A 26,757-nucleotide genomic window follows, 5' to 3' on the forward strand; every position below is an offset into this window, starting at 1 on the left:
GGCTCAGGGCCGGCGGCTGAGTGCCGCCGGCCCTGACCGGTGTTTCCGGGCTTCCCGCTCTGGGCTGCGCTTACAGCACCGGCAGGTTCTTGCGGAGTTCGAAGGCGGTGACCTCCGAGCGGTACTCCTCCCACTCCTGCTTCTTGTTGCGGAGGAAGTGACGAGCCTCTCCGCTGGCCTCGGGCACTTGCCGTTGATCCAGGTCGCAGCGACCGAGGACTAGTGACTGCTGGTGGGTGTCGGTGCCCCTGGGCCGCCCTCGGACGGCCCAGAGACCGCCCGACGGTCGGCCGCTCTCACTTGCCGAACGCGTGCGGGAAGGGACACAGCTCCATGGGCGCATCCGGTTGATCGGCCCAATGCCACCAGAGCTGCCGGTCTGGGCACCGCCATAGGGCGCGGCATGTCCGCTTGCCGTCCTCCTCCCGCTGCATGAGTGCAAAGCCGCCCGACTTCATCGGCTGAGCGCACTCGGGGCAGGTGGGAGGACCACTAGACATGCCGCGCACGATACCCAAGAGATCATGCTGCTTGGGAATCACCGGTCTTTCACCCTGAGTTAGGCCTCTGGCCAGCTCATACTGGTGCCAGAGTGAACCCTGCGGCTCCCTGTGGCACTCGTCCTTGACCGCCGCTCACCGTCCTGTCTGACACGTGACTGGCACGCGCGCCCTGGGATGCCCAGACCCCCTGAACCGTAGTTTTAGCGGGATCGGGCAACGAGGGCGGTTGGCCGCTCCGAGGGCCCCGGAGGGAGTTATCGGGCGAGGTTGGCCTGAAGTGCGCGAGGAAGGCACCGACTGATGGGCTGCCGACGGAGCCTCAGCGCATGGCGCTGACGCTGCGCCGCTGATCCAACTTCGGGAGCGAGGGCGATCAGGGCTACCCAAGATCCCAAGCTGCTTGCAGACTTGGGTGTCCATGCACCAACATTTTCTTGTCACCACGAACACACGGGGGCAGCGTCGCCACAGGCGAGCGAGGCATCGACTTAGAGCATGGGGGACTATGAGGTTGTCTCACGTGGTGGCTCAGCTATCCGACCGTGCTCGTGAGAAACATCTGGAACTCTGCGGCGAGGTTTCGCATCTCCTCGCCGGCCGCATGCACGGTGGTGGTCTCGAAGTGCCACTCCTCGGACGGAGGCCGGTCGTGGATGCCCCACGTCAGGTGGACGTAGCCGCCCGGGCGGTGCTCCGCCGAGATCGTCAGGTCGCGTTCCAGGGAGCGCCAGCTGCGCGCTCCTTCCCAGCCGCGGAAGTCCTCGGCCAGTGAGGAGAGGAAGGTGTCGAGGCCGTCGCCGTCCCACGTCCGCACCAAGGTCTCGATGCTCACCCACTGCCCGCGAGCTTTCACGAGGAAGTCGAGTGTGGGGTCTTCCCCATAGGGTCTTGTCGGCTCGGAGAAGAGCAGGTGGACCGGTCTCGGTCCGGGCTCTCCCACGCGTACCGCGGGCCCATCTTCGGTCATTTGAGCAGGTTAGAAGTCGTGGGGCTCGATGACCAGCTGATATACCCACACTGCCCCGGCCGCAGGCCGCGGGTGCCGCTTGGGGCATGATCGTCCGTCATGGCTGTGGATCTTGCGCGGGAACTGGTCCCCGATGGACTGTGGAAGATAGCCGCGCCGCTGATACCGCCGTTCCGGCCCAGACAACAGGGCGGTGGGACAGCGCCGGTGGCGGACCGGAAGGTGTTCACGGCGGTGGTCTACGTGTTGACCAGCGGTTGTGCCTGGCGCTATCTGCCGCCGACGTTCGGCACCTCGCCGGCCACTGCGCATCGCCGGTTCACGACGTGGACCAAGGCCGGTCTGTGGCGGCGGCTGCATCGGGCGGTGCTGGACGAGCTCGGTGCCAGGGGCGAGCTGGATTGGACCTCAGCGATCATCGACGCCGCATCCGTCCGCGCGAAAAGGGGGGCTCGCTGACCGGACCGAACCCGGTCGATCGCGGCAAGAATGGCAGCAAGCTGCATGTGCTGTCCGAAGCCCAGGGCATCCCGCTGGCCGTCGCGGTCTCCGGCGCGAACGTGCACGACAGCCAGGCCTTCAAGCCGCTACTCCTGGGCCTCCCCGCCATACGGTCCCGGCGCGGGCCACGACGACGGCGACCGGTCAAGGTCCGCGCCGACAAGGCATACTTCTCCGCCGAACACCTCGCCTGGCTCCGCTCACGACGGCTCATCCCGCGCATCGCGCGCCCGGGGATCGAGTCCGGCGAGCGGCTCGGCCGACACCGCTGGAAGATCGAGAGGTCGATCGCCTGGCTGTTCGGCTACCGCCGCCTCGCCGTCCGCTATGAACGCAAGGGCAGCCACTTCCTCGCCTTCCTGGGCCTCGCCGCAGCTCTCACCTGCTACAAGAAACTCGCGAAACTCACCACGTGAGACAACCTCTATGTCCATCTATTCAGTGGTTGACGGGATAAGCACCTGGACAGCAGTTCCCTTTGCTTTGACTGGATTTAGCGTAACTATTTGGCAGATCAATAAGGCGAAGAGGGCTGCCGAAATGGCGCGAGACGCCGCCCAGGGCGCCCGTGAGGACGTAGGAAGAGCCTCCCTCCTCGTCTTGATTCCCCAGTTGAATCACGCTGAAGATCAGCTGGAGAGAGCAATTCGTAATAGATCGCTAGACTCCACTATTTCGTGGCTTTCCACTTGGCGGTGGCAAGCCGGGCAGGCCAGAGGGCTACTTGACGGGCATGTGCAGCCCTTGCGCCTACCCGGGCGCGTCCGCCGGGTGACTGTCGAGGGGGGAGAGTGGCGTCTCGCTGTCGAACTCGAATGTCTCGATGGCAGCGTCGGCGGGGAAGTCGGGATGGTCTCGCCAGACTTCCGCGATAGCGACCAGAAGGTTCCACGAGGCCGCGGCGTGCAGTTCGGTCTCCGCCCCCTGTGCGGGTGAAGAGGTGCGGTGGAAGAGCACCGCCGCAATCTGCTTGCCCGCGGCGATGCGGAGAGCCATGACCACAGGGCGGGCTTCCTCTTCCAGCGAGTCCGCATCAGCGATGCGTGCCAGCACGAACTTGCTCAGCTGGGCGACCTGGTCCTCAGTGATCCGTTCCACTCTGCCCCCTCGTTTCCACGCCGCGCTGTGAACGGGGCAAGCCGCTAACCCAGGACGGCGTCCAAGATCTCCTCCACCCAGTACCTCAGGCGGTGCCGGCGGCTGCAGAACCGCTTCGGGCGCCGCCACCGGCTGCGCTCATCGAGCGGCCGATGGCACTGCTTGCAGTGCTTCACACGTATCCGATCCCCCATGGCCTGTGACTCTAGCGGCCGCCTCTGACCTGGGAGAACCCATGTCGAACCTCCCCGACCCTGTCCGGGTCGTGCAACTCCCGGACGGTACCTACGCCTACGCCGACCACCTCCCCGCCGTGCAGCCGACCACCACCCCGCAGGTGGTCCACCAGCACCTCCACCAGGCGCCGCCGGACCGCACCGTCCAGCGGATCGCGCTCGGCTCCGGGATCGGCGCCGGCACCGTCGCCGCCGGGGTCTACTTCGGCCCGCTCCTCGTCGGCGCGCTCACCGCGATCGCCGCGAACCTCGCCCTGCTCGCGTTCCTCGCCGCCGTCCTGGCCTGGGGGGTCGTGAGCGTCGTGAAGTCGGTCGGTGGCCCAGACGGGAAGGCTGCCAGGGCACCACGCGCTCCGTGAACGGTGTGCGGGCGGGCGTCGACCTGAAGTCCTCCCAGTCCTACGTACGGTGGCGCGGACCCGGCACCGGCACCATGGCGGCGCTGCCGGACATCGTGCGCTCCCTGGCCACGACGAAACCCGCCCTGGCCCGCCCGGCGACGCACACCCTCACCGTGGCCGCGCCCGCCAGCGGCGGGCAGTGCCCGCACCGCTCGCCCGCCTACCTGGAACGTGGCATCGCCATGGCCGAGCAGCGGATCGCCGACGCGGCCAGCGCGGTCCACGCCACCGTGTACGGGACGTTTCTCGCGGTGCTGTCCGCGCATGGCCGGTGCGGCTGCCTCACCGACGCGCACGTCGGGCGCCTGTTCACCGCCGCGCAGGCCAAGGGGGAGTCCCCGCGGCACTGCACGGACGCGTGGTCCAACGCCCGCACGGCTCTGGGGATGTGACGTGCCCGAGGACGAGAAGAACCCGGCCCGCGAAGTCATCTCCAACTACGCCCAGGCCCACTTCCGGTACTTCCGCACCGCCGACGGCACCGTGTACGCGCAGCGCAACGGCCACCCCGTCGCCCGCCCGATCCGCTCCCAGGGAACGACGGGCAGCCACCGCCAGGAACTCATGGTCGGCCTGTTCAAGGACGGCTACGGCGTCTTCAACGGAACCGCACTCAAGGAGGCATTGGACTTGATCGAAGCACTGGCCATCACCGAGCAGGTACAGCCCGTCCACATCCGCGTCGCCCCCGGATTCGACGGAGCGACCTGGCTCGACCTCGGCCGCAACGACGGCAAGTCCGTCCGCATCCACCCCACCGGCTGGGACATCCTCACCCCCGACCCGGCCGAGGTGTGCTGGCGCCGCACCCAGCTCACCGGAGAGCTGCCCCTGCCGACCAAGGACACCGACGGCAAGGGCATCGACCTGTTGATGCGGCTGTGCAACTTCGCCAACGCCCAGACCGAAAGCCTGGCCATCGCCTGGCTCATCGGCTGCCTGGGGCCGTCCGTGCCCGTCCCCGCCCCGTTCCTCACCGGCCCCCAGGGCGCGGGCAAGTCCACCGGCGCCCGGATGCTCCTGCGGATCATCGAGGGCATGAGCAGCGACCTGCGCCGCGCCCCGAAGGACGAGGACAACCTCATCGCCGCCGTGGCCGCCGGATGGGTCACCGCCCTGGACAACCTCTCCCACCTCGGCCCGGACCTCTCGGACCTGATGTGCTGCATCGTCACCGGCGCCGAGACCATCAAGCGGGCCCTGTTCACCGACGGCGACGTCGTGCGCTCCCGCTACCGCAAGCCCCTGCTCCTGACCGGAATCGACGTCGGCGTCATCCGCCCCGACCTCGCCGAACGCCTCCTCCCCCTCCGCCTCGAACGCCCCCGCATCCGGCGCACCGAGGCGGAACTGTGGGCGGAGTTCGAGGAGATCCTCCCGGTCATCCTCGGCTCCCTGCTCGACCTCACCGTCAAGGTCCGCGCCGCCCAGGCCCAGATCCCCACCGACCTGCGCATGGCCGACTTCGCCCACCTGTGCGCCCAGCTCGACGCCGCCACCGGCTTCGGCGCGCTGGACGCCTACCGGACCAGCCTGGACGACCTCAACGACGACGTCATCGAAGGAGACGTCCTCGCACAGACCGTCCTCGACCACGCCGCCGGCATCGACCCGGGCACGGACGTCCGGATGACATCGTCCGAGTGGCTGCACTGCCTCACCCAGCTCTACACCCGCGAAGGCCTCCGCATCGCACCCAAGGGGTGGCCCACCACCGGAAAGGTCCTCTCCGACCGCCTCAAGCGCCTCCAGCCCGTCCTCGCCGCACGCGGCGTCGTCGTCGACTGGGGCCGCACCAAGACCGCCCGCTACATCGAAATGACCCGCCCCACACCGCCGACGCCGGACGAGCAGCGCGAGATGTTCTAGACCGCGCCGCACGGGCCGCCGCACAAGCAAGAGGAGCACGGCCCCGCCCCGCCGGGTGGTGCTCCTCTTGTTCTTCGGCGGGGTACCGCCGCTGCAAGGAACGTGCCGCGCAGCGGCTCCCTCTTCACGCTCTAAGGCACGCACAACCACAGACACCACCCTCTCTCTTTCCTAAGAGAGAAACGCTGCGTCACCTGTGTCACAGACGGCCCCAAACGGCACCTGACCTGCCGCTACGGCGGTGACGCAGACGCCAAAGTCTGCGTCACTCCGCGTCACCCGCGTCACCGGTGACGGAGAGCCTGCGTCACCAGTGACGCAGGCCGACCACCCCTGCGTCACTGAAACCCGCAGGTCAGACGAATGAGTGACGCGAATGACGCGATGACGCAGAAATCCCGACCTCGGACACATCTGAGAGGAGAGCCGCGGATGGCATCCGCCGTGACCACCCTGCGGGCCGGACTCCCCGACCGCTACCTCACCCCCGATGACATCGCCGAGCTGTTCGGCGTGCCCCTGGAAACCGTCTACCACTGGCGAAAGCAGCGCACCGGCCCGCCCGGATTCCGCGTCGGCCGCCACGTCCGCTACGACCCCACAGCCGTCCAGGCATGGGTCATCCAGCAGAGCGACCTCGACGCCGCTGCCTAGGGCCTCTCTCTTTGACGCCCAGGGACAGCGATTCAGTCATTCCTGGCCAGGAGGGGGCGATGAGTACTCCTGGCCCGTCTTGGTGTCGGTGAGGGGTGTCGTGGGGGTGAGCCCGTCCACCGGGGATTCCAGTGCTCCCTCGTCGGCCTCCCCCGATGGCTCGGACTCGGGCGGGGGCGGGGGCAGGGGCTCGGCAGTAAGGTCCTGCTCCCCCGACGACTCGGGCTCGGGCTCGGCGGTAGCGTCCTGCTCCGTCGGGCTCGGGCTGCTCTCACGGGGGCCAGCGAGGCACTCCGTCTCGGCAGTGCACTCCTTCCAAAGGTCCTCCGAGGCTGTACCGACTTGGTACGCGATGCTCTTCGCCGGACGCCGCAGCCGGAGATCCACCGTCCAGGTGCCGCGGCTTCTGTTTAGGACGGCGTTGGCGACTACCCACCGTTCTCCATTGCCAGCAGCCATCTCAGGCCCCAGGAGACCGACTACAGCTGTTCCAGGCTCGAGGTTCTTGAACGTTCCCTCAAGATGCCACGCCACGGCTGGCGAAGGCAGATTCGGGTGCGGTCCGGACCGCGCCTTAGTGATGTATGCCTCCTGCCTGATCTCGTCGGTGGACTCGATGCGCGGCGGTTCCGAGTCATCGGACCCTCTCGTGAGTAGGACGCCGATCACCGCTGCCGCCGCAGTAACCAAGGCAGCCAGCAATGTTTGCCAGCTCTGCAGACGGCTACCGCGGGACTGGTCGGGGCGGCCCTCTCCATCCGGCGCACCCGTACTCGGCGGCGTCTCCTGATCCATGCGCTCTCCCTCTTGAGGATGCCGCCACCTTGCATGGGTTCGCAATCAAGCAACCAGCCGCCACGCCGCTGGTCAGGCCAGGGCGATCATCCACCTGATCAATGAGACACGGCCTAGTTCCCCCTTTCGGCCCGTGGTGCTCCCAACCGGAGCGCCATGGGCCTTCGCGTACTCCGAAAGGAGCCACAGCCCCGATGGCTGGCCACATCCAGGACCGTTGGTTCAAGAACGAGACCGGCCCCGACGGAAGGCCTGTCCGGATCAAGACCGACCGCTACGGCATCGGCATGCGCTACCGCGCCAGGTACATCGGCCCCGACGGCACCGAGAAGTCCAAGAGCTTCCCCGACAGGCAGAAGCGCCTCGCCGAGAAGTGGCTCTCCGCCATCGAGGCCGACATGTCCCGGGGCCAGTACATCGACCCCTCCGCCGGACGGACCACGTTCCGGCAGTACGGCGAGAAATGGCTCAACTCGCAGACGACCGACCACACGACACGCACATCGGTGAACGTCCACCTGCGGCTCCACGCATTCCCGTACATCGGGACGCGCCCCATCGACTCCTTCAGGCCCGAACACATCCGGGACTGGCTGAAGGAGTTGGAGTCAGCGCTACCCGTGTCCTCGTACCGGCGCGTCATCTTCGCCAGCGTCTCCGCCGTCCTGGCCGCAGCCGTGGACGACGAGCTGCTCTCCAAGAACCCGTGCAAGTCCCGCTCGGTTCGGGCGCCGGCACCGGTAGAGCCCCGAGTGAGGCCATGGGCCTCGGATCGGCTGTTCGCAGTTCGCTCTGCACTCCCGAAGCGATATCAGGCGATGGTCGACATCGGAGGAGGCTGCGGACTCCGCCAGGGAGAGATCTTCGGTCTCGCGGTGGAGCACGTCCGGTACGACACCGGATGGCTGCACGTGGCCAACCAGGTGAAGGTGGTCAACGGTCGTCTCGTATTTAGCCCGCCGAAGCGCGGAAAGGAGCGCGATGTCCCTCTCCCCCGCCAGGTCGCCCGAATCCTCCGCGAGCACGCCGAGGAGTTCCCGCCTGTCGACGTCTCCCTGCCGTGGTTAAAGCCGGACGGGCCGCTCGTAACGAAGCGGCTGTTCTTCTCTCTCACGGGCGGCGGAGCAGTTCGGCGGACCGACTTCAATACGCGGGTGTGGAAGCTCGCTCTCGTCCAGGCCGGCGTCATTCCGGAGCCTAGAGAGGGCGAGCGTCACCAGGCGGCCCGCAAGCACGGGATGCACGCGCTGAGGCACTTCTACGCCTCCGTCCTCCTCGACTCAGGCGAGAACATCAAGGCGCTGAGCACGTACCTGGGCCACAGCGACCCCGGGTTCACCCTCCGCGTCTACACCCACCTCATGCCGAGCAGTGAGGGGCGCACCCGGAGGGCCGTGGACGGCATGTACGAGGCCGCCGGTGTGACGCCGGACGGCCCACAGACGGCCCAGGAGAGATGAGACGACTCAGGGCCGACGGTTCACCACCGTCGGCCCTGATCGTCAAGTTCCGGGTTCTACCTACTCTGACCTGCGCTTACAGCACCGGCAGGTTCTTGCGGAGTTCGAAGGCGGTGACCTCCGAGCGGTACTCCTCCCACTCCTGCTTCTTGTTGCGGAGGAAGAAGTCGAAGACGTGCTCGCCGAGCGTCTCCGCGACCAGTTCGCTCTTCTCCATCAGGGCGATCGCCTCGCCGAGGTTCTGCGGGAGCGGCTCGATGCCCATCGCGCGGCGTTCCGCGTCGGAGAGGGCCCAGACGTCGTCGTCGGCGCCCGCCGGGAGTTCGTAGCCCTCTTCGATGCCCTTGAGGCCGGCGGCGAGGAGGACCGCGTACGTCAGGTAGGGGTTGGCGCCCGAGTCGATGGAGCGGACCTCGACGCGGGACGAACCCGTCTTGCCCGGCTTGTACATGGGGACGCGGATGAGGGCCGAGCGGTTGTTGTGGCCCCAGCAGATGTACGAGGGGGCCTCGCCGCCCGAGCCGGCCGTGCGGGAGGAGCCGCCCCAGATGCGCTTGTACGAGTTGACCCACTGGTTGGTGACGGCGGAGATCTCGCCCGCGTGCTTCAGGAGGCCCGCGATGAAGGAGCGGCCCACCTTGGAGAGCTGGTACTCGGCGCCCGACTCGTAGAAGGCGTTCCGGTCGCCCTCGAAGAGGGAGAGGTGGGTGTGCATGCCCGAGCCGGGGTAGTCCGAGAACGGCTTCGGCATGAAGGTGGCCTGGACACCCTGCTCCAGGGCGACCTGCTTCATGACCAGGCGGAACGTCATGATGTTGTCCGCCGTGGAGAGGGCGTCCGCGTAGCGGAGGTCGATCTCCTGCTGGCCCGGCGCGCCCTCGTGGTGGGAGAACTCCACCGAGATGCCCATCGATTCGAGCATCGTGATCGCCTGGCGGCGGAAGTCCATGCCCACGTTCTGCGGGGTGTGGTCGAAGTAGCCCGAGTTGTCGGCCGGGGTCGGCCGCGTGCCGTCGAGCGGCTTGTCCTTCAGGAGGAAGAACTCGATCTCGGGGTGCGTGTAGAAGGTGAAGCCCAGGTCCGACGTCTTGGCCAGGGCCCGCTTCAGGACGTAGCGCGGGTCCGCGAAGGACGGCGAGCCGTCCGGCATCAGGATGTCGCAGAACATCCGGGCCGTGCCCGGGGCCTCGGCGCGCCACGGCAGGATCTGGAAGGTCCCCGGATCCGGCTTGGCGATCATGTCCGATTCGTATACGCGGGCGAAGCCCTCGATCGCCGAGCCGTCGAAGCCGATGCCCTCGTCGAAGGCCTGCTCAAGCTCGGCGGGCGCCACGGCCACCGACTTGAGGAAGCCCAGCACGTCGGTGAACCACAGGCGCACGAAGCGGATGTCGCGCTCCTCGAGCGTACGGAGCACGAATTCCTGCTGCTTGTCCATTTCCACACCCATCCTTGCTGGTCAGGCCGCCTGCTCCCACCGCCTCCGGTACATCGGGGGGCACCTGAGCATCCCACCACATGGTTTCGCGCACGTTGCACACCCATAGTGCCTGCTCGGGTGTGACGCAGGTAACGCGAGGCAGGTGGACGGCGGTCGTCCGGTCGTGTCGTGGCCGTTCACCGGCACCGAGTGGTACCCCATTCGGCCCACGGAGGGTCCGCGCCCACTACGATCTGCGCCCATGGGGGCCCCGCGGCTCGTACGCCTGTTCCGACACGCGCGTCCCATGGCACTGATGAGTGCCGTGGCGACGCTCCTCGCCGCGCTCTTCGTCTGTCTGGGTCCCGGGCCCGGGACCGATCCGCATCACGCGGCGGCACCGGAGACGTACGGCGCGCGGGCGTCGGCGGTCGTGGCCGAGTACATCTGTCCGTACGACCGCGGCGGCTGCTCCCTCGTCCCCTCCCTCTCCCCCGCGGTGCTCAGCGCGCCCCCGCTCGACCCCCCGCTCCACACGGAGGGCCGGCTGCCGCGCCTCGACCCGCCCGCCGGTGACGGCCCGGCCCGCCGCCCCGGCGTCCGGCCGCGCGCGCCGGACCTGCACGTCCTTCAAGTTCTCCGGACATAAGGGCACCCCCTCCCCCTCGTGTCTCGCTCCGAACTCCACCCCCCTCTCTCCAGAAGGACGACATCACCATGGCCGCCAACCGCTCCTCCAACGCCGACCGCCGCGCCCGAATAGAGGAGATGCGCCGCGCCGAGCAGGCCCGCGAGCGTCGCAACCGCTTCATCACCATCGGCGTCTCCGGAGTCGTCGTCCTCGGCCTCGTCGGCTTCGGCACCTTCGTGCTGATGAAGAAGTCCGACGAGCAGGACGCGAAGGAGGCCGCCGCCAAGGCCCCCATCAAGGCCGAACAGACCTGGGACGCGAAGAAGCTCGGCCGCAACCACGTCGAGACCGCCGTGAAGTACGACATGAAGCCGCCGGTCGGCGGTGACCACCACCCGGTCTGGATGAACTGCGACGGCGTGGTCTACGACAAGGCGATCAACGAGGTGAACGCCGTGCACTCGCTGGAGCACGGCGCCGTCTGGGTGACGTACAACAAGAAGGCCGACAAGGCCGACGTGGAGAAGCTGTCCGAGAAGGTCGGCAAGACCAAGTACACGCTGATGAGCCCCGTGGACGACCAGGCCGGGGCGATCATGCTGTCCGCCTGGGGCAAGCAGGTGACCGTGGACAGCGCCACCGACCCGCGGATCGACGCCTTCTTCACGAAGTACGTGCAGGGTCCGCAGACCCCCGAGCCGGGCGCCGCCTGCACCGGCGGGGTCGGTCAGTGAGCGGGGAGAGCACGGAGGCCGAAGAGGAGTTCGCGCCAGCCGTGCGGCGCGGGCCCGGGCGGACGCAGTGGGCGGCGATCACCGCCGTCGCGCTCGCGCTGCTGTTCGCCGGGGGCGCCGTCACGGTCGCCTCCGCCGAGCGCGACGAGGCGCCGCGTACTCCCGCCACGGACTCCGCGGACGCCGGCTTCGCCCGGGACATGTCCGTCCACCACCAGCAGGCCGTCGAGATGTCGTTCATCGTCCGGGACCGCACCCGGGACGAGTCGGTCCGCCGACTCGCGTACGACATCGCGAACACCCAGGCCAACCAGCGGGGCATGATGCTCGGCTGGCTGGACATCTGGGGGCTGCCCAAGCTCCAGTCCGGGGTCGAGCCGATGACCTGGATGGGCATGGGGACGGGCGCCGGTGCGGACGGCGCGCTGATGCCCGGCATGGCGACCAACGCGCAGATGGACGCCTTGCGCGAGGCCAGTGGCCGGGAGGCCGAGGTCCTGTACCTGAAGCTCATGACCGAGCACCACAAGGGCGGGGTCCACATGGCGCAGGGCTGCGTGCAGAAGTGCGCCCCGGGCGTCGAGCGCGATCTCGCCCAGGGCATGGTCGACGCGCAGCAGTCCGAGATCCTGCTGATGGCGGACATGCTCAGGAAGCGCGGGGCCTGATCCCGCGGAGCCGTGCGGAGCCGAATGGAGCCGCATGGAGCCGGTTGGGGCCTGGTCCCGCACGGCCGTCCGGCCCCCGTGACCCGCTGCGGTCGCGGGGGCCGTGCCGTGCGCCGACAATGAGTGGGCTCGGGGACGTTCGTGTGACGACGTTCGACGAAAGGTACGCAGCTCATGACCACGGCGAAGGACATCATGCATCCCGGGGCCCAGTGGATCCCGGCTCACGAGACCGCCGCGCAGATGATGCGCAATCTGAACGTGGGCGCGCTGCCCATCGCCGACGAGAACGAGCGGCTCTGCGGCATCATCACGGACCGCGACATCGTGATCGGCTGTGTGGCCATGGGCCACGATCCGGCGAAGATCACCTGCGGCGAGATGGCGAAGGGCACGCCCCGCTGGGTCGAGGCCGGCGCCGACGTGGGCGCGGTTCTGGAGGAGATGCAGAGCCACCAGATCCGTCGGCTCCCCGTCATCGAGGGCAAGCGGCTCGTCGGCATGATCAGCGAGGCCGACCTGGCCCAGCATCTGTCGGACGAGCAGATCAAGGCGTTCTGCACGAGCGTCTACGCCGCGACCTGACCTGGGTGGAGCACCGCCCGGGCCACCGCGTCCGGGCGGTCCAGCATGACCAGATGGCCCGACGGCACGACCGCCTCGTAGGAGGCGTCGAGCCTTCGGGCCAGCGCGCGTTGGCGGCGTTCCCAGCGGGCGGAGCCGTCGGGGGCGGCGAGGACGGTGACGGGCAGGCCGGGCGGGAGGGGGAAGCGGTCCCGGAGGTCGAGGAGTTCGGCGGCGACGGCGCCGTAGTGGGCGTTCTCCAGGAGGGCGCCGCGCAGGACGCGTGAGGTGCGGTAGACGCGGCGGATCAGTGCGCCGGGCGCCGGGTCCCTTCGTACGGCCGCCCGGCGGACCGCCGGGCCGAGCGCGGCCGGTACGCCGGCGGCGGAGAGCGCCCTGCCGAGGGCCTCGGACACCGCGGCCGTACGGGAGGAGGGGCGGGGGTGTTCCTCCACCGAGGAGTCGACGAGGACGAGCGCGGCCGTACGGGTGGGGTGGAGGCGCGCGAAGGCCTCCGCGTGGAATCCGGCGAGGGAGTGGCCGACGACGGTGACGGGGTCCTGACGGCCTTCGAGCACGTCGAGATCGTCTGGCGCGCCGAGTGCGTCGAGCACGTCGGGCGCGCCGAGCACGTCGGGTGCGCCGAGCACGTCGGGTGCGCCGAGTGCCCCGAGTGCGCCGAGCGCGTCCAGGAGCGACGCGATCCGGTGCGCCTCGCCCGCCGCCGTCGGCGGGGCCTGCGCGGGGGCGGAGAGGCCGTGGCCGGGGCGGTCGAAGCGGACGACCGTGCGGTACGGGGCGAGCAGCGGCACGACCGGGTCCCAGTCGAACCAGCTCAGGCCGAGACCGGCGCTCAGGACGACGACGGGCCCCGAGCCCTCGACGACCACATGGTGGGCCACTCCGCCGATCCGTACGAAGGTCATCGCGCGCGCCTTCCCAGTGAGCCGGCCAGGACGGCGAGCCAGACGGCCACCAGGAGGACCTGGAGCCGCTGGCCCAGGCCGAGCGACCACGTGCCCTTGCCGGCCTCGAAGGCGGCGACGGCCGTCAGGGTCCAGGCGGTGGCGGCGAGCTCCAGGACGACGAGGGCGGGGCCGGTACGGGCGAGGGGGCGCCAGTGGCCGTACCGGCGGGCGGCCACGGTCAGGGCGACCATCGCGGCGAGGGCGCCGGTCATGGCGAGGCTCGAACTGACGGCGTGGGCCATATGGGTGGCGGGCACGAGGCCGGCGGTCTCGCGCGCCGCGCACTCCGGGTCGGCGGTGGGGGCGCAGCTGAGCGGGAGCCGCGAGTCGACGGCGGTGGCGGCCCCGAAGACGGCGAGGGCGATCCAGCCGCCGAGCGCCCAGGGGCCGTGTCCGCCGCGTCCGCCGTGTCCGCCGCGTCCGCCGTGTCCGCCGTGTCCGCCGCGTCCGCCGTGTCCGCCGTGTCCGCCGTGTCCGCCGTGTCCGCCGTGTCCGCCGTGTCTGCGGGGTCTGCGGGGTCCGCGGGGTCCGCGGGGTCCGCGGGTCGCGGCGAGCCCGGTCAGCGCGCCGGCGAGGACGAGGAGGCCGGCCGCCAGGTCGGTGGCGCGGAAGAGGCCGCCGAGGGGCTGGTCGGCGGCGGCGAGTTCGGAGACGTACGTCCGGACCGGGTCGAGCCCGGTCCGGACGAGGACTTCGAGGAGCCAGGCGGTGTACGCGAGCGCGCCGAGGCCCAGGAGGACCGCGGCCGCTCTCGTCGCCCTTCCGGGCGCCTTTCCGGGCATGGTGGTTCGAACGTCAGGACGTACCGGAAGGTTCCCCCTGGTCGGCCCTGTGGTCGGGGTGGACCCAGCTGGGCTTGCGGTACTTGAGGAGCGCGGCCGGGATGGCGATGCCGAGGACGAACAGGCCGCCGCCGACGATGAGCAGGTAGCGCCAGAGCGGCTGGTCGCCGAACTGGTCCGGCGGGACGAAGCCGATGACGAGTGCGGCGACCGAGGCGACGAAGCCGATGCCGGCGACCCACTGGACCGCGGGGACACGGAAGCCGCGCTCGACCTCCGGCCGGCTCCTGCGGAGCTTGACGACGGCCACGAACATCAGGAGGTACGCGATCAGGTAGATCTGCACCGTGATGACGGAGAACATCCAGTACGCGCTGGAGACGTCGTCGCTGAACGCGTACAGGACGCCGATCAGGGTGGTGACGACGCCCTGCGCGATCATGATGTTCTGCGGCACGCCGTTCCTGTTGAACTTCTGGAGCGCGGGCGGCAGGTAGCCCTCCTGCCGGGAGAGCAGGACGAGGCCCTTCGCGGGTCCGGCGAGCCAGGTGAGCATGCCGCCGAGGGCGGCGCAGACCAGCATGACGCCGACGATCTTGGTCATCCAGCCGATGGAGAAGTGGTCGAAGAAGGCCTGGAAGGCCTGCATGAGACCGGCGGTGAGGCTGAGCTGCGCGGAGGGCATGACCCAGGCGATGGCGAGGGCCGGAAGGATGAAGATCAGCAGGACGAGGCCGGTCGCCAGGAACATCGACTTCGGGTACTCGCGCTTGGGGTCGCGCAGCGAGGAGACGTGCACGCCGTTCATCTCCATGCCCGCGTAGGACAGGAAGTTGTTGACGATGAGGACCAGGCTCGCGAGGCCGGTCCACGGCGGGAGCCAGTGGTCGGCGGTCATGGGCTGGGCGGAGGGGTTGCCCTGGCCGAGGAAGACCATGCCGAGGACGACGAGCAGCACGCCGGGGATGAGGGTGCCGATGATCAGGCCGAAGGAGGAGAGGCCGGCGATCGTCTTCGTACCGCGCGAGGAGATCCAGACGCCGCTCCAGTAGATGACGATGATGACGATCGCGACGTAGACGCCGTTCTCGGCGAGGGACGGGTCGATGACGTACGCGAACGTCGAGGCGACGTACGCGAGCAGGCTCGGGTAGTACGCGATGGTCATGGCGAATTGGCACCAGACCGCGAGGAAGCCCAGCGGCTTGCCGAGGGCCTCGCTGACCCAGCGGTAGATGCCGCCGGACCAGCCGGAGGCGAGCTCGGCGCCGACGAGGGCGGTGGGGAGCAGGAAGACGATGGCCGGGAGCAGGTAGAGGAAGATCGCGGCGAGGCCGTAGATGGCCATCGCCGGCGAGGGCCGCAGGCTCGCGACGGACGCGGTGGTCATGAAGGCGAGCGTCAGCCAGGAAATGAACTGCCGCTTCGTGCCGTCGTCCTGGGCCGTCACGGTGTCGCCGGCGGCCGGCCGCGCCGACTCCGCCGGGTCGTCAGTGGTCGTCATGGGCCCATGATCAGTGGGGCGGGGGCGGGCCGCATGTCGAGCAGGGGCGGTCTCGGCAGCCGTTCGGGGCGTTTCCCGGGACATCGCGTCGGTGTGACGATTACACTGGCCGGGTGCCTCAACTACGCCTCGCCCTGAATCAGATCGACTCGACCGTCGGAGACATCGCCGGGAACGCCGAGGCGATCGTCCACTGGACCCGGCACGCCGCCGGACAGGGCGCGCATCTCGTCGCGTTCCCCGAGATGGCGCTGACCGGCTACCCCGTCGAGGACCTGGCCCTGCGGTCCTCCTTCGTCGAGGCCTCCCGGGAGGCCCTGCGCGGGCTCGCCCGGCGGCTCGCGGACGAGGGCTTCGGCGAGCTGCCGGTCGTCGTCGGCTACCTCGACCGCTCCGAGCGGGCCGAACCGCGGCTCGGCAGGCCCGCCGGCTCGCCGGAGAACGCCGCGGCCGTGCTGTACCGCGGCGAGGTGGCGCTGCGCTTCGCCAAGCACCATCTGCCCAACTACGGCGTCTTCGACGAGTACCGCTACTTCGTCCAGGGCGACACGCTGCCGGTCGTCCGCGTCCACGGCGTCGACGTGGCCCTGGCGATCTGCGAGGACCTCTGGCAGGAGGGCGGCCGCGTCCCGGCGGCGCGCGCCGCCCGGGCCGGGCTGCTCCTGTCGGTCAACGCCTCTCCGTACGAGCGGAACAAGAACGACACGCGGCTCGAACTGGTCCGCAGGCGGGCCCGCGAGGCCGGCTGCGTCACGGCGTACCTGGCGTCGACGGGCGGCCAGGACGAGCTGGTCTTCGACGGCGACTCGATCGTCGTGGACGCGGCCGGCGAAGTGATCGCGCGCGCCCCGCAGTTCGTCGAGGGCAGCGTGGTCCTCGACCTGGAGCTGCCGGCGGCCGACCCCGAGGCCCCGGAGGGGACCGTGGGCGACGGCGTTGTCGACAGGTTGCGGATCGACCGGGTCGTGCTCTCCGAGAAGCCGCTGCCCGCGTACGAGCCGGAGCTCGCCGGCGGGTACGCGCACCGGCTCGACGACGACGAGGAGATCTACTCGGCCCTGGTCGTGGGGCTGCGCGCGTACGTCGCGAAGAACGGTTTCCGCTCGGTCCTGATCGGCCTCTCCGGCGGCATCGACTCGGCGCTCGTCGCGGCGATCGCCTGCGACGCGGTCGGCGCGGGGAACGTGTACGGCGTGTCGATGCCCTCCAAGTACTCCTCCGACCACTCGCGCGGCGACGCCGCCGAGCTGGCCCGCCGCACCGGCCTCCACTACCGCACGGTGTCGATCGAGCCGATGTTCGACGCGTACATGGCTTCGCTGGGTCTCACCGGCCTCGCCGAGGAGAACCTCCAGTCCCGGCTGCGCGGCACGACGCTGATGGCCCTCTCCAACCAGGAGGGGCACATCGTCCTCGCGCCGGGCAACAAGTCCGAGCTGGCGGTGGGCTACTCGACGCTGTACGGCGACTCCGTCGGCGCGTTCGGGCCCATCAAGGACGTCTACAAGTCGACCGTCTTCCGGCTCGCGCGCTGGCGCAACCGGGCCGCCGAGGAGCGCGGGATGACCCCGCCGATCCCGGAGAGCTCGATCACCAAGCCACCCAGCGCCGAGCTGAGCCCCGGCCAGGTCGACACGGACTCGCTGCCGGACTACGACGTCCTCGACGGGATCCTCGCGCTGTACGTGGACGCGGACCGCGGCAAGGACGAGATCGTGGCGGCCGGCTTCGACGAGGAGGTCGTCGCGCGCACGCTGCGGATGGTGGACGCGGCGGAGTACAAGCGGCGCCAGTACCCGCCGGGCACCAAGATCTCGGCGAAGGGCTTCGGCAAGGACCGGCGGCTGCCGATCACGAACCGCTGGCGGGAGACGACGCCGTCCCGCTGACCACCCTGTCGGTGTCGAGGGGGCTTCCCGCCACGACGCGGGAGGCCCCCTCCGCCGTCCCGGGGGCCCGGTCGAGCAGGCCCGCGACGGCCGCGATCGCCAGGCCGACGACCGTGAGGCCCGCGCCGACGAGGGCCGGGGAGGTCCAGCCCCAGCCGGCGGCGACGGCGGCCCCGCCCGCCCAGGCGCCGCCCGCGTTGGCGAGGTTGAAGGCGGAGTGGTTGGAGGCGGAGGCGAGCGTCGGGGCGTCCTTGGCCTTCCGCATGACCAGCATCTGGAGCGGGGTGGTGGTCATGAAGCCGACCGCGCCGAGCACGACGACCGTGACGAGGGCCAGCCAGGGCACGTGGACGGTGAAGCGGAACGCGACCAGGGCGAGGACGAGGGCCGCGAGCGAGCCGTACAGGGTCGGACGGAGCGCCCGGTCGGTCAGCGGGCCCGCGGCGAGCGCCCCGCCGGTCATGCCGAGGCCGAAGAGGGCGAGGACGACAGTGACGGTGGACTCGCCGAAGCCCATCACCTCGGTGGTCATCGAGGCGAGATAGGAGTAGACGGCGAAGACGCCCGCGAAGCCGAAGACCGCGGTGAGCAGGCCGAGCAGCACCTGCGGGCGGCCGAGGGCGCGCACCTCGCGGCCGAGGCCCTGCCGCTCGTCCACGGGGACGTACGGGACGAGGCGGGCGAGCGCGGCCATGGCGAGCAGGCCGATGACGGTGACGACGAGGAAGGTCGACCGCCAGCCGAGGTGCTGGCCGAGGAGGGTCGCGGCCGGTACGCCGAGGATGTTGGCGACGGTGAGGCCGAGGAACATCGTGGCCACCGCCCGCGCCTGCCGGTCCTCGGGCACGAGGCGGGCGGCGACGACCGCGCCGACGCCGAAGAAGGCCCCGTGCGGGAGCCCGGCGAGGATCCGTCCGGCGACGAGCCAGCCGAAGCCGGGGGCGAACGCGGAGGCGAGGTTGCCGACGACGAACAGGGCCATCAGCAGGAGCAGCATCCGCTTGCGCGGGATCCGGGAGCCGAGGGCCGTGAGCAGCGGGGCGCCGACGACCACGCCGATCGCGTACGCCGAGACGAGGTACCCGGCGGTGGGGACGGAGGTGCCGAGGTCGTCGGCGACGTTGGGCAGGAGGCCCATCATCACGAACTCGGTCGTGCCGATGCCGAAGGCGGAGACGGCGAGCGCGAGCAGCGCCAGGGGCATGGGGAGAGCCTTTCAGAATGTCCCGAAGATAGTTCTTCGTCGGAACAAAGACTCTCAGGTGGATTCTTCCCCGCGGCTTCCGGGGGATGGCGTCAGAGTTTCACGCGGGCGGCGATCGGGAGGTGGTCGCTCATCGTCTCCGGCAGCGCCCAGGACGACATCGGTTCCACACCCTTCACCATGATCTGGTCGATCCGGGCCATCGGGAACGAGGCCGGCCAGCTGAAGCCGAAGCCGTCGCCGGCCGCGCCCTGGGTGGAGCGCAGCTGCGAGGTGACGGCGTTGAGCGAGCGGTCGTTCATGGTGCCGTTGAGGTCGCCGAGGAGGACGATCCGCTCGTGCTTGTCGCGGGCGATGGCCTCGCCGAGCGCGTTGGCGCTGTTGTCACGCTGATTGGCGGTGAACCCCGCGTTCAGCTTGACCCGGACGGACGGCAGGTGGGCGACGTACACCGCGACCTCGCCCTGGGGGGTCACCACGTCGGCGCGCATGGCGCGGGTCCAGCCCATCCGGATGTCGACGGGCCGCGCGGCGCGCAGGGGGAGCTTGCTCCAGAGGCCGACCGTGCCCTGGACGGAGTGGTACGGGTACGCCTCCGCGAGGCCCCGCTCGTACGTCGGGACCATGTCGCCCTTGAGCTCCTCCAGGGCCAGCACGTCGGCGCCGGACGCGGCGAGCTCGCGGGCGGTGCCCTCGGGGTCCGGGTTGTCGGCGTTCACGTTGTGGGTGGCGACGGTCAGGTCGCCGCCGGAAGCCGACTTGTCGGCGACGAGGCCGCCGAAGAGATTGAGCCAGACCACGGCCGGCAGCAGCAGGGCGATCAGGGCGGTGGCGGAGCGGCGCACCAGGGCGAGGACGAGGAGCAGGGGGACGAAGAGGCCCAGCCACGGCAGGAACGTCTCGGTCAGGCTGCCGAGGTTGCCGATCCTGTTGGGGATATCGGCGTGGAACACCATCAGGAGGGTCAGCGCCACCGCCGCGGCGGCGATCAGGATGCCCCGGCGCCAGATGCCGCGGTCGCGCCGGAGGCCGTCGAGGGCGGTCCGGAACCGGGATCCGGAACCGGGACGCCCGTTCTCGCCGCCGCCGTACTCGGTCTCCGTCATGTCCACCCGCGCCATCGCACTGTCCTCACTGCTGCCTTGCCGTCTTGCGTGACCCGGTGCCGACACTAGGCGATCCCGGGTCCGTCGTACTCCCCCAGGGACGAGACTGGTGCGTGGCGGGTTCCTGCAGGTGACGCGGGCGGCGGCCCTGTGACAGAACGCGCACATTCGTACGGGCCGAGTGGGGGTCGGGTGCGGAGCGAGTGCAGGTCGGGTGCGGGCCGGGTGCAGGTCGGGTGCGGGCCGGGTGCAGGTCGGGTGGGGGCCGGATGACGGTACGGAGAAGCGGGGGGCTTGTGAAGGAAGCTTCACGACGCGCCTACACGTTGCACCGGTGTGAACAGCGCCACTCCGGCCCACTTCCCCGCCCGCCCGGCGAAGTGCCACCATGGATGTGGTCCGGGGACGCCGTCAGGGCGCCTCGAGATGACGAAGGAGCCGTTTCCCATGACGCTTCAGGCTGCCCGGAAACCGTCCGCCGACAGCAGCAAGGCGCTGTACGGCGGCAAGGGCACGCGCCGCATCACCGTCCACGACATCGCCGCCGCCAAGGCCCGCGGCGAGAAGTGGCCCATGCTCACCGCCTACGACGCGATGACCGCCTCCGTCTTCGACGAGGCCGGCATCCCCGTGATCCTCGTCGGCGACTCGATGGGCAACTGTCACCTCGGCTACGAGACCACCGTGCCGGTCACGATGGACGAGATGACCTTCCTCTCCGCCGCCGTCGTCCGGGGCACGAAGCGCGCCCTCGTCGTCGGCGACCTCCCCTTCGGCTCGTACCAGGAAGGGCCCGTCCAGGCCCTGCGCAACGCCACCCGGCTGATCAAGGACGCCGGGGTCCACGCGGTCAAGCTGGAGGGCGGCGAGCGTTCCCTGGCCCAGACCGAGCTGCTCGTCCAGGCCGGCATCCCCGTCATGTCCCACCTCGGCCTCACCCCGCAGTCCGTCAACACCATGGGCTACCGGGTGCAGGGCCGTACCGACGAGGCCGCCCACCGGCTGCTCAGCGACGCCAAGGCGGCCCAGGACGCGGGCGCCTTCGCGGTCGTCCTCGAACTCGTACCGGCCGAGCTGGCCGCCGAGGTCACCCGCTCCCTGCACATCCCGACCATCGGCATCGGCGCGGGCGCCGGCACCGACGCGCAGGTCCTCGTCTGGACCGACATGGCCGGTCTGACCGGCGGCAAGGTCCCGCGCTTCACCAAGCAGTACGCCAACCTCCGCGAGACGCTCGGCGACGCCGCGCGCGCCTTCGCGGAGGACGTCTCCGGCGGGGAGTTCCCCGCCGAAGAGCACACCTTCCACTAGTTCGACGGAGAGTTCCCCCGGAGCCACTGCGGCACCTCCGACAGCCCGCCGACATCCCCCATCGGCGGGCTGTCGGTCGTCTGTCGGGGGAATGTCGGTGGTGGCTGGTGTAGTAGCTGCCATGACGCGATCACACACCAACGCCGTCGAGGTCCGGGGCCTCGTGAAGCACTTCGGCGCGACGAAGGCCCTCGACGGGGTCGACCTGGACGTCCGGGAGGGCACCGTCCTCGGGGTCCTCGGGCCGAACGGCGCCGGGAAGACCACCCTCGTCCGCTGCCTGTCCACCCTCCTCGTCCCGGACGCCGGGACCGCCATCGTCGCCGGGTACGACGTGGTGAAGCACCCCCGCCAGCTGCGCCGCACCATAGGCCTCACCGGCCAGTACGCCTCGGTCGACGAGAAGCTCTCCGGCTGGGAGAACCTCTACATGATCGGGCGGCTGCTCGACCTGTCCCGGCAGGACGCCCGCCGCAGGGCCGACGAGATGCTGGAGCGCTTCTCCCTCACCGACGCCGCCAAGCGCGCCGCGATGACCTACTCCGGCGGTATGCGCCGCCGGCTCGACCTCGCGGCCTCGATGATCGGGCAGCCTTCCGTCCTCTACCTGGACGAGCCGACGACCGGCCTCGACCCGCGCACCCGCAACGAGGTGTGGGACGAGGTCCAGCGGATGGTCTCCGAGGGCGTCACCGTCCTGCTGACCACGCAGTACATGGAGGAGGCGGAGCAGCTCGCGAGCGAGCTGACCGTCATCGACAAGGGCAAGGTCATCGCCAAGGGCGGTGTCGACGAGCTCAAGGCGAAGGTCGGCGGCCGGACCCTGAAGATCCGCCCGGTCGACCCGGACCAGCTGTCGGCCATGGCCGCCGCGCTCCGCGAGACCGGTCTCGACGGCGTCGCCGGCTCGACCGTCGTGCCCGACGAGGGCGCGCTGTACGTGCCGATCCTCACCGACCAGCAGCTGACCGCCGTCGTGGCGCTGCTCGGCGCGCGCGGCTTCGGCATCGCCCACATCGGGACCCATCTGCCCAGCCTGGACGAGGTGTTCCTCGCGATCACCGGCCAGAAGACCGACGTGTCCGACGCGATCAGCGAGGAGGTCGCCGCATGAGCACGACGACCACGACCACCGTCACCAAGTCCCCCGTCGACGGGCCGAGGACGGCTCCGGCGCGCCCCGCGCCGTCCGCCGAGGGCCGGATCGGGCTGCGGGCCAATCTCCGCCACATCGGCGCGCTGGCCCGCCGCAACGCCCTCCAGATCAAGCAGGACCCGGAGTCGATGTTCGACGCCGTCCTGATGCCGATCATCTTCATCCTGCTGTTCGTGTACGTCTTCGGCGGCGCCATCTCGGGCAAGGGCAACAACGACGTCTACGTCAACTACGTGACGCCCGGCCTGATGGCGATGATGGGCATGAACATCGCCATGGCCGTCGGCGTGGGCATCAACGACGACTTCAAGAAGGGGGTCATGGACCGGTTCCGGACGATGCCGATCGCCCGGTCCTCCGTCCTGATCGCGAAGATCGTCGTCGAGGTCGGCCGGATGCTGATCGCCACCGCGATCCTGCTCGGCATGGGCTTCCTGCTCGGCATGGAGATCCACACCTCGGTCCTCCACCTCTTCGCCGCCATCGGTCTCTCGATGGTCTTCGGCGCCTCGCTGATGTGGATCTTCATCCTGCTCGGGCTCAGCCTCAAGACGGCCCAGGCCGTCCAGGGCATGGCCATGCTCGTCCTGATGCCGCTGCAGTTCGGCTCCTCGATCTTCGCCCCGACGGCGTCGATGCCGGGCTGGCTGGAGACCTTCACCGACTACAACCCGCTGTCGAACCTCGCCGACGCCGCCCGGAACCTGATCAACGGCGGTCCGGTCGCCCACTCGGTGTGGATGGTCCTCGGCTGGGCGCTGCTGATCACGGTCGTCACGGCGCCGCTCGCGGTCACCAAGTTCCGCAAGAAGACCTGAGGGACGACAGGGGGTTCAGGACTCGGCGCGCTCACTGATCGCGTCGGCGGCGCGGCCGAGCAGGGCGGCGGTCTCTTCCAGGGAGAGGCCGTCGCCTTCGGCGTGTGCCGCGGCGAACTCCTCGTCGCCGAGGACGGACCGGGTCAGCTCCGTGGCCGTGGCCAGGTTCTCCCGCTCCAGCGGCGGCGGCAGGTGGCCTGGCGGGAGGAGGCTCTCCCTGGTCCCGAGGAGCGTGGCGGCGAGCCGTGCGGTGGGGCTGCCGAGGCCGGCGAGCGCCCAGGCCGCGACGACGACGTGGACCGCCGGCATCTGCGGGGCGACCATCATCGACAGGGAGCCGAGGGAGCGCTCGTACGCCTGCGCGGCGAGGTGGAACGCGGAGTGGTACCGCCCGTCGACGTTGTCCAGCCAGCCCAGACTGCCGAGGGTGAAGCCTTCGAAGAGGGAGAGGGTCTCGGAGCCGAACTCCCCCCGCAGCGCGTGCAGGTGTTCGCGGGCCTCGGCGGTGCGACCGCTGCGGCCGAGCGCCAGGGCAAGGAAGATGCGGGCGCCGAGCAGGGGTTCGTGGCCCCAGCCGTGGCCCCCGCCCACGATCTCGCGCAGGATCGCCTCCCCCTCGTCGAGCCGCCCGGTCTCGACGAGCGTCCCGGCGTAACGGGCCCGCAGCAGCGCCATCTGCGACTGGGCGCCGATCCGTTCCGCGTAGTCGATGGCGGCGGCGAAGTCCTCGGCCGCCTCCTCGAACTCGAGCCGCCGCTCGTGGGCCTCCGCGCGGGAGGAGAGCGCCTCGGCAGCGCCCCAGGCGTCACCGAGCCGGGCGAAGATCTCCAGGCTCTCGTCGGCGTCGCCGGTCGCCTCGCCGGCCAGGTCCGCCCGGTTGGCGAACATGTTGGCACGCATCTGGAGGGCGTTGGCGAGCTCCCAGTCGTAGCCGTGCCGGCGGCAGGCCGCCACCGTCGTGTCGAGGAGTTCGCGGAGCCGGCCGGCCTCTCCCATGATGAGGACCGCGAAGACGGCGAAGGAGCCGGGCAGCCGGCAGGTCTGGGGCAGCCCGGGCTCGTAGACGGCGGTCATCTCGCGGAGCCGGTGCACGCCCTCGGGGCTGGTCCAGCGCCCGGTCTCGTGGTCCATGTTGAGGAGTTCGACGAGCCGCACCCCGCGCCGGGCCTCCCAGCGCTGCTCCTCGGAGAGCGGCGGCGGCGCGGCCGTGCACGGCTCGTGGAGGGGGACGACGGGGGCCGCGGGCGGCGTGAACGGGTCGGGACCGAGGTCGGCGGCGGCCCGGGCCCAGTGCAGGGCGTCGGTGCGCAGGTCGCGCATCTGCCAGTACCAGAGCAGGGAGTGGACGAGGACGAGCGCCTCGTCCTCGTCGCGGGCGGCGACGGCCCGGCGCAGGGCGGTGCGGAGGTTGCCGTACTCGGTCCCGAACCGGGCGATGGCGGCGACCTGTCCTGAGCCGCGGAGCTCGGGGTCGGTACGGCGGGCCAGCTCGCGGTAGTACGCGAGATGCCGCCGCTCCGTCACCGCCCGCTCCCCGGCCTCGTCCAACCGCTCCCCCGCGTACTCCGCCACCGTCTCCAGCAGCCGGAACCGCATCCCCACACCGTCCGGACCCGGCCCCGCGACCACGAGCGACTTGTCGACAAGAGCACCCAACACGTCCAGAACGTCAACCCCGGCACCCTCCCCGGCACAGACCGTCTCCGCCGCCGCCAGATCACACCCGCCCGTGAACACCGCGAGCCGCCGCAACACCCCCCGCTCCACCCCGTCCAGCAACTCCCACGACCAGTCCACCACCGCCCGCAACGTCTGCTGACGCGGCAACACCGTCCGCGCCCCCGACGTCAACAACCGGAAACGATCGTCAAGCCGGTCCGCGATCTGCCGCACCGACAACAACCGCAACCGCGCCGCCGCCAACTCGATCGCCAACGGCAACCCGTCAAGCCGACGACACACCTCCTCCGCCGCCCCCACATCGTCCGCCACCCGGAAACCCGGCCGCGCCGCCGCACCCCGCTCACCCAACAACCGCAACGCCATGTCCACCGGCAACGGCCCCAACGCACTCAACACCTCCCCCGGCACCCCCAACGGCTCCCGACTCGTCGCCAGGACCCGCAGTCCGGGGCAGCGGGCGAGGAGGGCCTCGGCGAGCTCGGCGGCGGCCGCGACGAGGTGCTCGCAGTTGTCGAGGAGCAGCAGCATCCGCCGCCCGGCGCAGTGCTCGACGAGCCGGTCGAGCGGGTCGCCCCCGCCGCGCAGCTCCTCGGCTCTCGCGCCGCGCAGCACGGTCTCCCGGGCGCCGACGGCCGCGAGTACGGCCTCGGGGACGGCCTCCGGGTCGGTGACGGGGGCGAGCTCGGCCACCCACACGCCGTCCGGCCAGGCCTCGGCCCCGCGCTCGGCCGCCTCCTGCGAGAGCCGGGTCTTCCCGGCGCCGCCGGGCCCGAGGAGGGTGACGAGCCGGGCCGTCCGCAGGGACTCCTGGAGGGCGGTGATGTCCTCGTCCCGCCCGACGAAGCTGGTGAGCCGGGCGCGGAGGTTCCCGGGGACGGGCGGCTTCGGTGCCTCCGGCCGCGCGGGCGGCGCGGGCGGCGCCGGGGCGAGCAGCTCCGCGTGGAGGGCGCGCAGGGCCGGGGAGGGGTCCGTGCCGAGGCGGTTGGCGAGGGCGCGGCGGACCGACTCGTACGCGGCGAGCGCCTCGGCCGCGCGGCCGGTGTCCCGCAGGGCCCGGATACGGAGGGCCTGGAGAGGCTCGTCGAGCGGGTGGGCGGCGGTGAGGGCGGTCAGTTCGGGGAGGGCGGCGGCCGCCTCGCCCAGGGCCAGGGCGGCGCCGAGCCGGGCGCGGCGGGCGTCGAGGCGGCGGGCCTCCCAGCGGCCCGCCTCGGCGTCCCGGTCCGGCAGGTCGGCGAGGGCGGCACCGCGCCAGAGGCCGAGGGCCTCGTCGAGGAGCGCGGCGGCCCGCCCGGCGTCGGCCGCGCCGAGCGCGGCCACGCCCTCGGCGGCGAGCCGCTCGAAGCGGTGGGTGTCGACGTCCTCGGGCCGGGCGTCGAGCCGGTAGCCGCCGTCGGCGGAGATCACCGCGGTGCGGCCGAGGGCCCGGCGCAGCCGCCCGACGAGCGCCTGGAGCGCGGCGACCGCGTCGGCGGGCGGCTCGTCGCCGTACCAGACCTCGTCGACGAGGTCCGGTACGGGCACGGTCCGGCCGGCCCGCAGGGCGAGGACGGTCAGCAGCGCGCGCACCCGCGGGCCGCCGACGGTCACGTCGGCGCCGTCGGGCGTATGGGCGAGGGTCGGGCCGAGCAGGGAGTAACGCACGACACCATTCTCCGCGAGAAGCCCCTCGGCTCCGGAATCAGGGCACGCGAACGGCGGGGCACGCGGCGCGGGAAGGGGCCTGGAGTCCGGGCACCGGGCCCGCACTCGTACTCGTACTCGCACCGGGACCCGCGTCCCGGAACCCGGCCGGTGCCCGGTACGTTTCCCGCACACCAGCCCTCCGGCCCACGGGA

23 protein-coding genes and 2 pseudogenes are annotated in these 26,757 nt (G+C 70.7%); 14 read left to right on the top strand and 11 right to left on the bottom strand.

What is annotated here, in order from left to right; genetic code table 11:
- Positions 1 to 70 precede the first annotated feature (70 nt).
- Both ACFWWU_RS33415 and ACFWWU_RS33420 read right to left on the bottom strand, forming a co-directional pair.
- Positions 71 to 157 (bottom strand): annotated as a pseudogene (locus ACFWWU_RS33415) (glutamine synthetase); the annotation flags it as partial.
- An 878-nt stretch (positions 158 to 1,035) separates the two neighbouring features.
- Positions 1,036 to 1,470: a DUF6228 family protein gene (locus ACFWWU_RS33420; RefSeq protein WP_376322089.1), complete on the bottom strand. Its 435-nt coding sequence runs from the start codon at positions 1,468 to 1,470 to the stop codon at positions 1,036 to 1,038.
- A gap of 99 nt (positions 1,471 to 1,569) precedes the next feature.
- Here ACFWWU_RS33420 and ACFWWU_RS33425 point away from each other — a divergent pair.
- A protein-coding gene (locus ACFWWU_RS33425) for an IS5 family transposase (RefSeq protein ID WP_384151588.1) occupies positions 1,570 to 2,387 on the top strand; the annotation gives its coding sequence in 2 pieces (ribosomal slippage) (positions 1,570 to 1,912 and positions 1,912 to 2,387; 819 coding nt in all).
- A 334-nt stretch (positions 2,388 to 2,721) separates the two neighbouring features.
- Here ACFWWU_RS33425 and ACFWWU_RS33430 read toward each other — a convergent pair.
- Positions 2,722 to 3,069 (bottom strand): hypothetical protein, encoded by a 348-nt coding sequence (locus tag ACFWWU_RS33430; protein ID WP_384151591.1) that lies wholly within the window; start codon positions 3,067 to 3,069, stop codon positions 2,722 to 2,724.
- A gap of 235 nt (positions 3,070 to 3,304) precedes the next feature.
- Between ACFWWU_RS33430 and ACFWWU_RS33435 the strand changes: the two genes are divergently transcribed.
- The 4 genes and pseudogenes from ACFWWU_RS33435 to ACFWWU_RS33450 all read left to right on the top strand — a co-directional run bounded on the left by ACFWWU_RS33435 (position 3,305) and on the right by ACFWWU_RS33450 (position 6,229).
- Positions 3,305 to 3,664, top strand: a complete 360-nt coding sequence (locus tag ACFWWU_RS33435; protein ID WP_384151593.1) for a DUF6251 family protein — start codon at positions 3,305 to 3,307, stop codon at positions 3,662 to 3,664.
- Positions 3,643 to 4,098 (top strand): annotated as a pseudogene (locus ACFWWU_RS33440) (DNA primase); the annotation flags it as partial. The gene ACFWWU_RS33435 and the pseudogene ACFWWU_RS33440, both read left to right, overlap by 22 nt.
- A 1-nt stretch (position 4,099) precedes the next feature.
- Entirely contained in the window at positions 4,100 to 5,575 is a 1,476-nt protein-coding gene (locus tag ACFWWU_RS33445) for an ATP-binding protein (protein WP_384151596.1), read from the top strand.
- Positions 5,576 to 6,007: 432 nt separating this feature from the next.
- The gene (locus ACFWWU_RS33450) at positions 6,008 to 6,229 is read left to right on the top strand and encodes a helix-turn-helix transcriptional regulator (protein ID WP_384151599.1); all 222 of its coding nucleotides are present in this window, start codon (positions 6,008 to 6,010) and stop codon (positions 6,227 to 6,229) included.
- Positions 6,230 to 6,265: 36 nt separating this feature from the next.
- Here the strand turns inward: ACFWWU_RS33450 and ACFWWU_RS33455 are convergent, their stop codons facing one another.
- Positions 6,266 to 7,024 (bottom strand): hypothetical protein, encoded by a 759-nt coding sequence (locus tag ACFWWU_RS33455; RefSeq protein ID WP_384151602.1) that lies wholly within the window; start codon positions 7,022 to 7,024, stop codon positions 6,266 to 6,268.
- A 194-nt stretch (positions 7,025 to 7,218) separates the two neighbouring features.
- Between ACFWWU_RS33455 and ACFWWU_RS33460 the strand changes: the two genes are divergently transcribed.
- A complete protein-coding gene (locus ACFWWU_RS33460) occupies positions 7,219 to 8,484 on the top strand; it encodes a tyrosine-type recombinase/integrase (protein ID WP_384151605.1) in 1,266 nt (421 codons plus the stop codon).
- Positions 8,485 to 8,560: 76 nt separating this feature from the next.
- Here ACFWWU_RS33460 and ACFWWU_RS33465 read toward each other — a convergent pair whose 3' ends face one another.
- The gene (locus ACFWWU_RS33465; RefSeq protein ID WP_015033133.1) at positions 8,561 to 9,922 is read right to left on the bottom strand and encodes a glutamine synthetase family protein; all 1,362 of its coding nucleotides are present in this window, start codon (positions 9,920 to 9,922) and stop codon (positions 8,561 to 8,563) included.
- 298 nt (positions 9,923 to 10,220) lie between these two features.
- Between ACFWWU_RS33465 and ACFWWU_RS33470 the strand changes: the two genes are divergently transcribed.
- From ACFWWU_RS33470 to ACFWWU_RS33485, 4 genes are all read left to right on the top strand, one after another.
- A complete protein-coding gene (locus tag ACFWWU_RS33470) occupies positions 10,221 to 10,553 on the top strand; it encodes a hypothetical protein (protein ID WP_384151607.1) in 333 nt (110 codons plus the stop codon).
- A 68-nt stretch (positions 10,554 to 10,621) separates the two neighbouring features.
- Positions 10,622 to 11,269 (top strand): DUF3105 domain-containing protein, encoded by a 648-nt coding sequence (locus tag ACFWWU_RS33475; protein ID WP_384151610.1) that lies wholly within the window; start codon positions 10,622 to 10,624, stop codon positions 11,267 to 11,269.
- A gap of 41 nt (positions 11,270 to 11,310) precedes the next feature.
- Positions 11,311 to 11,937, top strand: a complete 627-nt coding sequence (locus ACFWWU_RS33480; protein WP_384151712.1) for a DUF305 domain-containing protein — start codon at positions 11,311 to 11,313, stop codon at positions 11,935 to 11,937.
- 174 nt (positions 11,938 to 12,111) lie between these two features.
- Entirely contained in the window at positions 12,112 to 12,522 is a 411-nt protein-coding gene (locus tag ACFWWU_RS33485; protein WP_384151613.1) for a CBS domain-containing protein, read from the top strand.
- On the opposite strand, the gene ACFWWU_RS33490 is transcribed toward ACFWWU_RS33485, so the two are convergent.
- From ACFWWU_RS33490 to ACFWWU_RS33500, 3 genes are read right to left on the bottom strand one after another with little or no spacing between them, the layout of a single operon-like run.
- A complete protein-coding gene (locus tag ACFWWU_RS33490) occupies positions 12,507 to 13,427 on the bottom strand; it encodes an alpha/beta fold hydrolase (protein WP_384151616.1) in 921 nt (306 codons plus the stop codon). The two genes, ACFWWU_RS33485 and ACFWWU_RS33490, sit on opposite strands and share 16 nt — an antisense overlap.
- Positions 13,424 to 14,251: a DUF998 domain-containing protein gene (locus ACFWWU_RS33495; protein ID WP_384151618.1), complete on the bottom strand. Its 828-nt coding sequence runs from the start codon at positions 14,249 to 14,251 to the stop codon at positions 13,424 to 13,426. The genes ACFWWU_RS33490 and ACFWWU_RS33495 overlap by 4 nt, the downstream gene beginning before the upstream one ends.
- 13 nt (positions 14,252 to 14,264) lie before the next feature.
- On the bottom strand, positions 14,265 to 15,755 hold the full coding sequence (locus ACFWWU_RS33500; protein ID WP_384151621.1) for an APC family permease: 1,491 nt from the start codon (positions 15,753 to 15,755) through the stop codon (positions 14,265 to 14,267).
- Positions 15,756 to 15,868: 113 nt separating this feature from the next.
- On the opposite strand from ACFWWU_RS33500, the gene ACFWWU_RS33505 reads away from it, so the two are divergent.
- Positions 15,869 to 17,644, top strand: a complete 1,776-nt coding sequence (locus tag ACFWWU_RS33505) for an NAD+ synthase (protein WP_384151624.1) — start codon at positions 15,869 to 15,871, stop codon at positions 17,642 to 17,644.
- Here ACFWWU_RS33505 and ACFWWU_RS33510 read toward each other — a convergent pair.
- Both ACFWWU_RS33510 and ACFWWU_RS33515 read right to left on the bottom strand, forming a co-directional pair.
- Positions 17,607 to 18,848: an MFS transporter gene (locus ACFWWU_RS33510; RefSeq protein ID WP_384151627.1), complete on the bottom strand. Its 1,242-nt coding sequence runs from the start codon at positions 18,846 to 18,848 to the stop codon at positions 17,607 to 17,609. The genes ACFWWU_RS33505 and ACFWWU_RS33510 overlap by 38 nt on opposite strands.
- Before the next feature lie 92 nt (positions 18,849 to 18,940).
- Positions 18,941 to 19,969 carry an endonuclease/exonuclease/phosphatase family protein gene (locus tag ACFWWU_RS33515; protein WP_384151630.1) on the bottom strand — a complete coding sequence of 343 codons (1,029 nt, stop codon included), beginning with the start codon at positions 19,967 to 19,969 and terminating at the stop codon, positions 18,941 to 18,943.
- A 432-nt stretch (positions 19,970 to 20,401) separates the two neighbouring features.
- Here ACFWWU_RS33515 and panB point away from each other — a divergent pair, with 432 nt between their 5' ends.
- From panB to ACFWWU_RS33530, 3 genes are all read left to right on the top strand, one after another.
- A complete protein-coding gene (gene panB, locus ACFWWU_RS33520; protein WP_384151633.1) occupies positions 20,402 to 21,265 on the top strand; it encodes a 3-methyl-2-oxobutanoate hydroxymethyltransferase in 864 nt (287 codons plus the stop codon).
- Between the two features lie 121 nt (positions 21,266 to 21,386).
- On the top strand, positions 21,387 to 22,379 hold the full coding sequence (locus ACFWWU_RS33525; RefSeq protein ID WP_384151635.1) for an ATP-binding cassette domain-containing protein: 993 nt from the start codon (positions 21,387 to 21,389) through the stop codon (positions 22,377 to 22,379).
- Positions 22,376 to 23,239 (top strand): ABC transporter permease, encoded by an 864-nt coding sequence (locus ACFWWU_RS33530; protein ID WP_384151638.1) that lies wholly within the window; start codon positions 22,376 to 22,378, stop codon positions 23,237 to 23,239. Before ACFWWU_RS33525 ends, ACFWWU_RS33530 begins: the two co-directional genes overlap by 4 nt.
- A 15-nt stretch (positions 23,240 to 23,254) precedes the next feature.
- Here ACFWWU_RS33530 and ACFWWU_RS33535 read toward each other — a convergent pair whose 3' ends face one another.
- Positions 23,255 to 26,563 (bottom strand): BTAD domain-containing putative transcriptional regulator, encoded by a 3,309-nt coding sequence (locus tag ACFWWU_RS33535; RefSeq protein WP_384151641.1) that lies wholly within the window; start codon positions 26,561 to 26,563, stop codon positions 23,255 to 23,257.
- Between the last annotated feature and the right edge of the window lie 194 nt (positions 26,564 to 26,757).

Source organism: Streptomyces sp. NPDC058650 (genome assembly GCF_042717315.1).
Lineage (GTDB): Bacteria > Actinomycetota > Actinomycetes > Streptomycetales > Streptomycetaceae > Streptomyces.

What these genes read in the sequence shown, in the direction of transcription:
- ACFWWU_RS33475 (WP_384151610.1), top strand. Translation starts at nt 10,622, where the DNA reads ATGGCCGCCAACCGCTCCTCCAACGCCGACCGCCGCGCCCGAATAGAG.
- ACFWWU_RS33515 (WP_384151630.1), bottom strand. Translation starts at nt 19,969, where the DNA reads ATGGCGCGGGTGGACATGACGGAGACCGAGTACGGCGGCGGCGAGAAC.
- ACFWWU_RS33420 (WP_376322089.1), bottom strand. Translation starts at nt 1,470, where the DNA reads ATGACCGAAGATGGGCCCGCGGTACGCGTGGGAGAGCCCGGACCGAGA.
- ACFWWU_RS33465 (WP_015033133.1), bottom strand. Translation starts at nt 9,922, where the DNA reads ATGGACAAGCAGCAGGAATTCGTGCTCCGTACGCTCGAGGAGCGCGAC.
- ACFWWU_RS33510 (WP_384151627.1), bottom strand. Translation starts at nt 18,848, where the DNA reads ATGCCCCTGGCGCTGCTCGCGCTCGCCGTCTCCGCCTTCGGCATCGGC.
- ACFWWU_RS33485 (WP_384151613.1), top strand. Translation starts at nt 12,112, where the DNA reads ATGACCACGGCGAAGGACATCATGCATCCCGGGGCCCAGTGGATCCCG.
- ACFWWU_RS33525 (WP_384151635.1), top strand. Translation starts at nt 21,387, where the DNA reads ATGACGCGATCACACACCAACGCCGTCGAGGTCCGGGGCCTCGTGAAG.
- ACFWWU_RS33460 (WP_384151605.1), top strand. Translation starts at nt 7,219, where the DNA reads ATGGCTGGCCACATCCAGGACCGTTGGTTCAAGAACGAGACCGGCCCC.
- ACFWWU_RS33450 (WP_384151599.1), top strand. Translation starts at nt 6,008, where the DNA reads ATGGCATCCGCCGTGACCACCCTGCGGGCCGGACTCCCCGACCGCTAC.
- ACFWWU_RS33470 (WP_384151607.1), top strand. Translation starts at nt 10,221, where the DNA reads ATGAGTGCCGTGGCGACGCTCCTCGCCGCGCTCTTCGTCTGTCTGGGT.
- ACFWWU_RS33530 (WP_384151638.1), top strand. Translation starts at nt 22,376, where the DNA reads ATGAGCACGACGACCACGACCACCGTCACCAAGTCCCCCGTCGACGGG.
- ACFWWU_RS33455 (WP_384151602.1), bottom strand. Translation starts at nt 7,024, where the DNA reads ATGGATCAGGAGACGCCGCCGAGTACGGGTGCGCCGGATGGAGAGGGC.
- ACFWWU_RS33490 (WP_384151616.1), bottom strand. Translation starts at nt 13,427, where the DNA reads ATGACCTTCGTACGGATCGGCGGAGTGGCCCACCATGTGGTCGTCGAG.
- panB (WP_384151633.1), top strand. Translation starts at nt 20,402, where the DNA reads ATGACGCTTCAGGCTGCCCGGAAACCGTCCGCCGACAGCAGCAAGGCG.
- ACFWWU_RS33495 (WP_384151618.1), bottom strand. Translation starts at nt 14,251, where the DNA reads ATGCCCGGAAAGGCGCCCGGAAGGGCGACGAGAGCGGCCGCGGTCCTC.
- ACFWWU_RS33500 (WP_384151621.1), bottom strand. Translation starts at nt 15,755, where the DNA reads ATGACGACCACTGACGACCCGGCGGAGTCGGCGCGGCCGGCCGCCGGC.
- ACFWWU_RS33435 (WP_384151593.1), top strand. Translation starts at nt 3,305, where the DNA reads ATGTCGAACCTCCCCGACCCTGTCCGGGTCGTGCAACTCCCGGACGGT.